We start from the raw sequence: 7141 nt of genomic DNA on the forward strand, positions 1-7141 counted from the left end.
GGAGCAGCAAACCCCATGAAAAAGAACACCCGCTTTGCGTTTAACGCTTACCTGACGCAGCTGGCATTACTCAACGGCGTACCGGTTGAGGAACTGTCGAGTAAATTCAACGTGGACCCGGCGGTGGCGCAGACGCTGGAGGACACCATTCAGCAGTCCGCCGCGTTCCTGACGCAGGTGAACGTGGTCGGCGTGCCGGAGCAGTCCGGCCAGCTGCTGGGCCTCGGTGTGGGCGGCACCATTGCCGGAACCACCGACACCACCGCCAAAGACCGCGAACCCACCGATCCCACGCAGATGTCCGGCGTGGAATACAAGTGCGAGCAGACCAACTTCGATACGGCGATCACTTACGCCAAGCTGGATATGTGGGCGAAGTTCCAGGACTTCCAGACCCGCATCCGTAACGCCATCGTGAAACGCCAGGCACTGGATCGCATCATGATCGGCTTTAACGGTGTGCAGCGCGCCAAAACATCGAACCGTACCGCTAACCCTTTATTGCAGGACGTCAACAAAGGCTGGTTGCAGAAGCTGCGCGAAGACAAGCCGGAAAACGTCATGGGTAGCGCCACCGCTGAAGATGGCACCACCACACAGGTCGAAGTGAAAGTTGGTAAAGGCGGCAAATACATCAACCTGGATGCGCTGGTGATGGATGCTGTTAACGAACTGATTGATGAAGTGTTCCAGGACGATGACGAACTGGTGGTTATCTGCGGACGTGAACTGCTGTCTGACAAATATTTCCCGCTGGTCAACAAGGAGCAGGACAACAGCGAGAAGCTGGCCGCCGATATGATCATCAGCCAGAAACGCATGGGTGGCTTGCAGGCGGTGCGTGCGCCGTTCTTCCCGGCCAATGCCCTGATGATCACCCGTCTGGATAACCTGTCCATCTACTGGCAGGAAGACACCCGCCGCCGCTCCGTTATCGACAATCCGAAGCGTGATCGCATCGAAAACTTTGAGTCGGTCAACGAAGCCTATGTGATTGAAGACTATCGCTGTGCCGCACTGGTCGAGAACATCACCTTTGGTGACTTCACCGAAGCCGCGCCAGCCGAAACCGGAGAGTAACGCATGAGCCTGAGTCCCGCACGGCAGCACCGCCAGCGCGTTCAGGCCGAGCAGTCCGCCCGTATGGGCGGCTCTGCCCGCCACGCGTCCGGCTATGAGCTGATGCTGTTGCAGCTGACGGAAGACCGCCGCCGCCTCAAGGGCATCCAGTCCACGGTCAAAAAGGCCGAAATCAAAGTGGAAGTGCTGCCGAAATACGCCGCCTGGGTGGAAGGCGTGCTGGCCGCCGACGGCGCACAACAGGACGACGTGCTGATGTACGTAATGCTGTGGCGCATTGATGCCGGTGATTACGGCGGTGCGCTGGCAATTGGCCGCCATGCCATTAAATACGGATGGGTGATGCCGCAGGGCTTTAACCGCAACGTGCCGACGCTGCTGGCCGAGGAAATGGCCGACGCCGCAAAGAACGCCATTCTGACGGATACCCCCTTTGATGCTGAACTGCTGATGCAGACGCTGGATGCGATTGGTTCGCTGGATATGCCGGACCAGTCACGCGCCCGTCTGCATAAGTCCATTGGCAACGTTCTGACCGAATCGCAGCCCGTATCCGCACTGAATCACTTACGCCGCGCCCTGCAACTGGATGAGAAATGCGGTGTGAAAAAAGAAATTGAGCAGCTGGAGCGGAAAATCCGTAACGCCAGCTGATAACCGGACGTGCCCACGCGCGGGGCGGCACGGGGTGGCGGCAGGCAGCGCCGTATCAAAACCCCGTCCACCGCCCACCTATTCAGGAGAAACACAGCAATGAAATTCGTTGCGGCGGAGCAGGCGCAGGATACGCCCGAAATTATCCCCAATAACTCATTCTGGCCGGATGTTGATCTGGCGAAATTCCGCAGTGCCATGCGCGTTGACGGCACCGTGACGCCGGAGCGTCTGAAACAGGTCGTACTCACCGCCATGTCGGAAGTGAACGCCGAGCTGTATCTGTGGCGGGAGCGTCAGGAGCTGGCCGGTTACAACCAGCTTGCCGACGTGCCGGGCGAGAAGCTGGCCGGGGAAAGTGCCCGCCTGCATCACTACCAGAATGCGGTGTGGTGCTGGACCCGTGCCGTGCTCAATGAACGCTATCAGGACTATGACGCCACCGCTGCCGCCGTTAAGCGGGGTGATGAGCTGGCGGACGCCACCGGCGACCTGTGGCGGGATGCCCGCTGGGCCATCAGCCGCGTGCAGAACCTGCCGCACTGCACGGTAGAGCTTATCTGATGAAAGTGCGTGCGCAACAGTACGACACGCTGGACGCACTCTGCTGGCGTCACTACGGGCGCACGCAGGGCATGACCGAACAGGTGTTACAGGCAAATCCGGGGCTGGCGGAACACGGTCCGATCCTTCCGCACGGGCTGGAGGTGGAGCTGCCGGACGTGACAATGGCGGCCGCCGTGCAGGCCGTCCAGCTTTGGGACTGAACTATGTGGGAAAAAATCAGCACCTTTATCACCTGGTGCATTGCGGTGGTGATGGCGTGGCTGGGTGGACTGGACCTGAAGGACGTGTCCACCGTGGCCGGGGTGTTTATCGGTCTGCTGATGGCGCTTATCAGCTGGTACTACAAGCACAAAACTTATCAGTTACTGGCGCGCGGGCGCATCACACGGGAGGACTATGAATCTGCAAACCGTTAAGCGATGTGCTGTCGGAGCGGTGCTGGCCATCGCCGCCACGCTGCCGGGATTTCAGCAGCTGCACACCTCAGTGGAGGGGCTGAAACTCATTGCCGACGCCGAGGGTTGCCGCCTGAAGCCGTACCAGTGCGACGCGGGTAAATGGACCGACGGTATCGGCAACACGTCCGGCGTGGTTCCGGGCAAAAGCATCACTGAACGGCAGGCGGCGGGGAACTTCATCACCAACGTGTTACGCGTTGAGGCGGCACTGGCGCGCTGCGTGGCGGTCACTATGCCACAGCAGGTTTATGACGCGCTGGTGTCGCTGGCGTTCAACGTCGGCACCGGCAACGTGTGCGGCTCCACGATGGTGGCACTGCTGAAGAAGGGTCGATGGCGGGATGCGTGTTATCAGTTGCCCCGATGGGTGTATGTGCTGGGTGTGTTTAATCAGGGGCTGGATAACCGGCGTCAACGTGAACTGGCATGGTGCCTTAAAGGAGTGTGAACGATGAAAGATAAAAAACTGAGTCAGGTAGTGGGCCTTATTTTTATTGCCGTGCTGCTGGCCGGGCTGTTTAACCCTGGCGGTGTGGCGGTGCATGTGGTCGTTGCCATCACCTGGCTGCTGAACATCATTACCGGTGCACTGGCCGCCTGTAGCGCTCTGGTGCTGTTTGCTGAAGGCGAAGCACGCCAGAAACTCAAGGATGCACTGCGCAAATTTTTCGTTGCCGGTAACAACCGAGCAGCAGACAGGATATGCGGCTGGGTAATTAAACTGCTGATTGTTATGACGCTGGCCTTTTCCGGTTGGATTATCACCCTGGTGTTTTATCTGCTTGCTGTCGTGGTGTTTAACCTGCTGCGCGGTGAGCTGGCGGAGACGGTTACAGCATGAATCGCCTGCTGGCTTTTGCGCTACTGGTTTTGTTGGCGGCAGTGGCCGCGCTGGGTGTTCAGTCGTGGCGGCTGAGTGCCGCCCGCAACAAATTAGACACGCAGCAGACCACAATTGCAGACCAGAGAAAAAAATTGAGCCAGAAAAACGGCCAGCTGATTGCACTGAACATCCTGACGCAGACCAGCAGCCGGGCGCAGACGCAGCTTTATGCCGCAGCAGAGCAGAACAGCACATTACTGCGTGACCGGCTGCGCACCATAGAGGAACTGAAACGTGAAAATGACGAGCTACGCCGCTGGGCTGATGCCCCTCTGCCTGATGCTGTTATCCGGCTGCGGCAGCGACCGGCCCTCACCGGAGGTGAGTCTTACCGTGAGTGGCTGTCCCAAAATCACCCGGTGCCGCCTGGAACAGGCAGGCCCGCGCAGTAACGGCGACCTGAACACTTTGCTGGATGAAACCGAGGCCGCCTGGGCGAACTGCGCCGACAAGGTGGACACCATTGTGAACTGCCAGGAAAAAGACGATGAACAAGCCGCAGTCCTTGCGCAGCGCCCTGACTAAGGCCGTTAAGTATGTTGCGGATAACCCGGACAGGCTGCACCTGTTCGTGGATAACGGTTCGCTGGTCGCTACCTCTGCCGCGTCAATATCATGGGAATACCGCTACACGCTGAATGTGGTGATAACGGACTTCAGCGGGGACCAGAATCTGTTGATGGCTCCGATCCTGTTCTGGCTGCGCGACAACCAGCCGGATGCGTTGCAGAACGACGCCGAACGCGAAAAGTTGTTCACGTTTGAGGTGGATATTCTAGGCAATGACCGTTGTGATCTTAGCCTGAACCTGAAACTGACAGAGCGGGTGATCGCCCGCGAGGTGGATGGCACTATGCAGGTTGCGGCAGTCGATGAACCGGAAGTACCCGAAGAGTTCTGGACGGTGAAACGTGGCTGAACTTCATAAAGTGGATGCCTGGCTGGATGCGTTGCTGGCGCAACTGGAACCGGCGGCCAGGACAAAGATGCTGCGTGAAGTGGCACGCGATGTGCGCCGCATTCAGCAGGCCAATATAACCGCACAGCGCGCGCCGGACGGGACAGCATGGGAGCCGAGGCGAGTCACTGCCCGCAGTAAAAAGGGTCGTATCCGCCGTAAGATGTTTGCGAAGCTGAAAACCACCAAATACCTGAAGGCGCAGGTAACCTCTGACGCAGCGGAAATCGCTTTTGTACCTGCGGTGCAAAAGCTGGCCCGTGTCCACCATTACGGACTGCGGGACCGGGTAAACCGGCGCGGCACTGAGGTGATATATACGGAGCGCCCCTTGCTGGGCTTGAATAACGAAGTGGAAAACACAGTGCAGGAGACGCTGCTGCGCTGGCTCACAGAGTAATTCCTTTTGTGCCATTCATCAGACAATGCCGGACAGATGCCCGGCACCTGCCTTAGTGACACTCTCAGACCATGAACGAAAAACTCACCGAAATCATGCGCCTCATCACCAACCTGATCCGCACCGGGACCGTCTCGGCAGTGGATAAGGACAAATGGCTTTGCCGGGTGAAAACGGGCGACCTTGAAACCAACTGGATCAACTGGCTCACCTGTCGCGCCGGGAATACCCGCACCTGGTGGAAACCCACCGTGGGCGAGCAGGTTGTGCTGCTGAGCCTCGGCGGCAATCTGGAAACCGCCTTTGCGCTCCCCGCCATTTATTCCGATGCCTTCCCGCCGCCGGACACTTCAGAGAACGGCAGCACCACCGTGTTTCAGGATGGCGGCTGGTTTCAGTACGAACCGGAAACCGGCCAGCTGCTGATTAAAAACATCAAAAGCGTCCTGATTGAAGCGGAGGACGGCATTCAGTTCAAAACGGGCCAGTTTGGCGTGTCTGCGGACCAGACGCAGATTAACAGCGACACCGTGATGAACGGCAACATAACGCAGGGCGGCGGCCAGATGAGTTCAAACGGCGTGGTGGTCGATGCACACAAACACGACGGCGTGGAGCGTGGCGGCAGTCTGACAGGTGGCCCGCAATGACCATGTATATCGGTATGAACCGGCTGACCGGTGAAGCCATCACCGACATCGACCACATCCGCCAGTCCATGCGCGACATTCTGATCACCCCGGAAGGCAGCCGCATCGCCCGGCGTGAATACGGCTCTCTGCTTTCAGTGCTGATTGACCAGCCACAAAACGAGGTGACGCGCCTCCAGGTGATGGCGGCAACCTACACCGCACTGAGTCGCTGGGAACCGCGCGTGCGCCTGGACTCAGTGAATATCACCAGCGACTTTGACGGCTCAATGGTGGTCGAGCTGACCGGTCAGCGGGCCGATGGCTCGCCGGTGTCTATGTCCATTTCAACGGGGGTAAGCAGTGGCAGTAATTGACCTTTCACAGTTACCCGCACCGGAAGTGATTGAGGTGCCAGAATTTGAGTCGCTGCTGACTGAGCGCAAAGAGGCGCTGATCGCACTCTACCCGGCGGATGAGCAGGCGGAAATCCGCCGCGTGCTGGCGCTGGAATCTGATCCGATGGTGAAAATCCTCCAGGAAAGCGCCTACCGGGAAATCCTGCTGCGCCAGCGCGTCAACGAAGCGGCACAGGCCGTGATGGTGGCCTACGCACTCAGCAGCGATTTGGACCAGCTGGCCGCCGCTTATAACGTGGAGCGCCTCACCGTGACACCTGCCGACACCGAAGCAGTGCCGCCGGTGGATGCAGTGATGGAATCGGATGACGCCCTACGCCTGCGGGTGCCCGCTGCCTTTGAGGGGCTGTCGGTGGCCGGTCCGACGGCAGCTTATGAGTTTCACGCCCGCAGCGCCGACGGGCGCGTGCTGGACGTGTCCGCAACCAGCCCGGCCCCGGCTGAAGTGGTGATCACTGTGTTAAGCCGGGAGGACGACGGTAACGCGGCTGATGATTTGCTGACTGTAGTGGACACTGCACTTAACGCCGAAAGCGTGCGTCCTGTGGCGGACCGCGTGACCGTTCAGGGTGCAGAGATATTCGATTACCGCGTGGAGGCCACGCTGCACCTGTTCGATGGCGTGGCTGCCGGTCCCTGCCTGGAGGCGGCGAACGCCGCGATGACGGCCTATATTGCTGACCAGAAAAAGCTGGGGCGCAGCGTTCGCCGTGAGTCCTACGGGGCAGTGTTACGCGTGGCCGGTGTGGACTGGGTGGAAATCACTGAACCGGCAGCGGACATCATCATGGACCGCACTCAGGCCGGGAACTGCACGTCAGTGCTGGTCACGGTGGCGGATGATGAGGTGAACGCATGAGCCTGAACAGCAGCCTGTTACCGCCCGGCTCCTCAGCGCTGGAGCGCCGTCTGGCTGAAGCGTGCAGCGGCATTTCCGGGCTGGATGTGCCGTTGCGTGATCTGTGGAACCCGGCCACCTGTCCGATCGGCTTTCTGCCTTATCTCGCCTGGGCGTTTTCGGTGGACCGCTGGGATGAAAGCTGGGCGGAAAGTGTAAAGCGGAAGGTGGTACAGGATGCGTTTTACATCCATC

At 59.3% G+C, this 7141-nt stretch carries 15 protein-coding genes; all 15 read left to right on the plus strand.

Features of this window, described 5'->3' with window-relative positions:
* Window positions 1–15 precede the first annotated feature (15 nt).
* Window positions 16–1080, plus strand: a complete 1065-nt coding sequence (locus L579_RS11835; RefSeq protein ID WP_021184475.1) for a phage major capsid protein, P2 family — start codon at window positions 16–18, stop codon at window positions 1078–1080.
* A 3-nt stretch (window positions 1081–1083) separates the two neighbouring features.
* Complete coding sequence (locus L579_RS11840) at window positions 1084–1734, plus strand: phage terminase small subunit (protein WP_021184476.1); 651 nt, start codon at window positions 1084–1086, stop codon at window positions 1732–1734.
* 99 nt (window positions 1735–1833) lie between these two features.
* Window positions 1834–2298, plus strand: a complete 465-nt coding sequence (locus tag L579_RS11845; protein ID WP_021184477.1) for a head completion/stabilization protein — start codon at window positions 1834–1836, stop codon at window positions 2296–2298.
* The gene (locus L579_RS11850; protein WP_021184478.1) at window positions 2298–2501 is read left to right on the plus strand and encodes a tail protein X; all 204 of its coding nucleotides are present in this window, start codon (window positions 2298–2300) and stop codon (window positions 2499–2501) included. Before L579_RS11845 ends, L579_RS11850 begins: the two co-directional genes overlap by 1 nt.
* Before the next feature lie 3 nt (window positions 2502–2504).
* The gene (locus L579_RS11855; RefSeq protein WP_021184479.1) at window positions 2505–2717 is read left to right on the plus strand and encodes an HP1 family phage holin; all 213 of its coding nucleotides are present in this window, start codon (window positions 2505–2507) and stop codon (window positions 2715–2717) included.
* Entirely contained in the window at window positions 2698–3207 is a 510-nt protein-coding gene (locus L579_RS11860) for a lysozyme (protein WP_021184480.1), read from the plus strand. Before L579_RS11855 ends, L579_RS11860 begins: the two co-directional genes overlap by 20 nt.
* 3 nt (window positions 3208–3210) lie before the next feature.
* Window positions 3211–3600, plus strand: coding sequence for a DNZ54_00345 family protein (locus L579_RS11865; RefSeq protein WP_021184481.1), 390 nt, complete (start codon window positions 3211–3213; stop codon window positions 3598–3600).
* Window positions 3597–4034: an Rz-like lysis system protein LysB gene (gene lysB / locus L579_RS11870; protein WP_021184482.1), complete on the plus strand. Its 438-nt coding sequence runs from the start codon at window positions 3597–3599 to the stop codon at window positions 4032–4034. The genes L579_RS11865 and lysB overlap by 4 nt, the downstream gene beginning before the upstream one ends.
* On the plus strand, window positions 3922–4167 hold the full coding sequence (lysC, locus tag L579_RS24180) for an Rz1-like lysis system protein LysC (RefSeq protein ID WP_235056591.1): 246 nt from the start codon (window positions 3922–3924) through the stop codon (window positions 4165–4167). The genes lysB and lysC overlap by 113 nt, the downstream gene beginning before the upstream one ends.
* Window positions 4130–4561: a phage tail protein gene (locus tag L579_RS11875; protein WP_021184484.1), complete on the plus strand. Its 432-nt coding sequence runs from the start codon at window positions 4130–4132 to the stop codon at window positions 4559–4561. The genes lysC and L579_RS11875 overlap by 38 nt, the downstream gene beginning before the upstream one ends.
* Entirely contained in the window at window positions 4554–5000 is a 447-nt protein-coding gene (locus L579_RS11880; protein ID WP_021184485.1) for a phage virion morphogenesis protein, read from the plus strand. Before L579_RS11875 ends, L579_RS11880 begins: the two co-directional genes overlap by 8 nt.
* A 71-nt stretch (window positions 5001–5071) precedes the next feature.
* Window positions 5072–5650, plus strand: a complete 579-nt coding sequence (locus L579_RS11885; protein ID WP_021184486.1) for a phage baseplate assembly protein V — start codon at window positions 5072–5074, stop codon at window positions 5648–5650.
* Complete coding sequence (locus tag L579_RS11890; protein ID WP_021184487.1) at window positions 5647–6006, plus strand: GPW/gp25 family protein; 360 nt, start codon at window positions 5647–5649, stop codon at window positions 6004–6006. The genes L579_RS11885 and L579_RS11890 overlap by 4 nt, the downstream gene beginning before the upstream one ends.
* Complete coding sequence (locus tag L579_RS11895) at window positions 5993–6907, plus strand: baseplate J/gp47 family protein (RefSeq protein WP_021184488.1); 915 nt, start codon at window positions 5993–5995, stop codon at window positions 6905–6907. The genes L579_RS11890 and L579_RS11895 overlap by 14 nt, the downstream gene beginning before the upstream one ends.
* Window positions 6904–7141: phage tail protein I (locus tag L579_RS11900; RefSeq protein WP_036626529.1), on the plus strand; the 238-nt coding region annotated here is incomplete at its 3' end. The genes L579_RS11895 and L579_RS11900, both read left to right, overlap by 4 nt.

Origin of the sequence: Pantoea sp. AS-PWVM4 (genome assembly GCF_000468095.1) — a bacterium.
GTDB classification, from domain to species: Bacteria; Pseudomonadota; Gammaproteobacteria; order Enterobacterales; family Enterobacteriaceae; genus Pantoea; species Pantoea phytobeneficialis.

Bases quoted from the DNA above. Each gene is read 5' to 3' on its own strand.
- L579_RS11850 (WP_021184478.1), top strand. From the start codon at position 2,298: ATGAAAGTGCGTGCGCAACAGTACGACACGCTGGACGCACTCTGCTGG.
- L579_RS11835 (WP_021184475.1), top strand. From the start codon at position 16: ATGAAAAAGAACACCCGCTTTGCGTTTAACGCTTACCTGACGCAGCTG.
- L579_RS11875 (WP_021184484.1), top strand. From the start codon at position 4,130: ATGAACAAGCCGCAGTCCTTGCGCAGCGCCCTGACTAAGGCCGTTAAG.
- L579_RS11860 (WP_021184480.1), top strand. From the start codon at position 2,698: ATGAATCTGCAAACCGTTAAGCGATGTGCTGTCGGAGCGGTGCTGGCC.
- lysC (WP_235056591.1), top strand. From the start codon at position 3,922: ATGCTGTTATCCGGCTGCGGCAGCGACCGGCCCTCACCGGAGGTGAGT.
- L579_RS11845 (WP_021184477.1), top strand. From the start codon at position 1,834: ATGAAATTCGTTGCGGCGGAGCAGGCGCAGGATACGCCCGAAATTATC.
- L579_RS11855 (WP_021184479.1), top strand. From the start codon at position 2,505: ATGTGGGAAAAAATCAGCACCTTTATCACCTGGTGCATTGCGGTGGTG.
- L579_RS11840 (WP_021184476.1), top strand. From the start codon at position 1,084: ATGAGCCTGAGTCCCGCACGGCAGCACCGCCAGCGCGTTCAGGCCGAG.
- L579_RS11865 (WP_021184481.1), top strand. From the start codon at position 3,211: ATGAAAGATAAAAAACTGAGTCAGGTAGTGGGCCTTATTTTTATTGCC.
- L579_RS11890 (WP_021184487.1), top strand. From the start codon at position 5,647: ATGACCATGTATATCGGTATGAACCGGCTGACCGGTGAAGCCATCACC.
- lysB (WP_021184482.1), top strand. From the start codon at position 3,597: ATGAATCGCCTGCTGGCTTTTGCGCTACTGGTTTTGTTGGCGGCAGTG.
- L579_RS11885 (WP_021184486.1), top strand. From the start codon at position 5,072: ATGAACGAAAAACTCACCGAAATCATGCGCCTCATCACCAACCTGATC.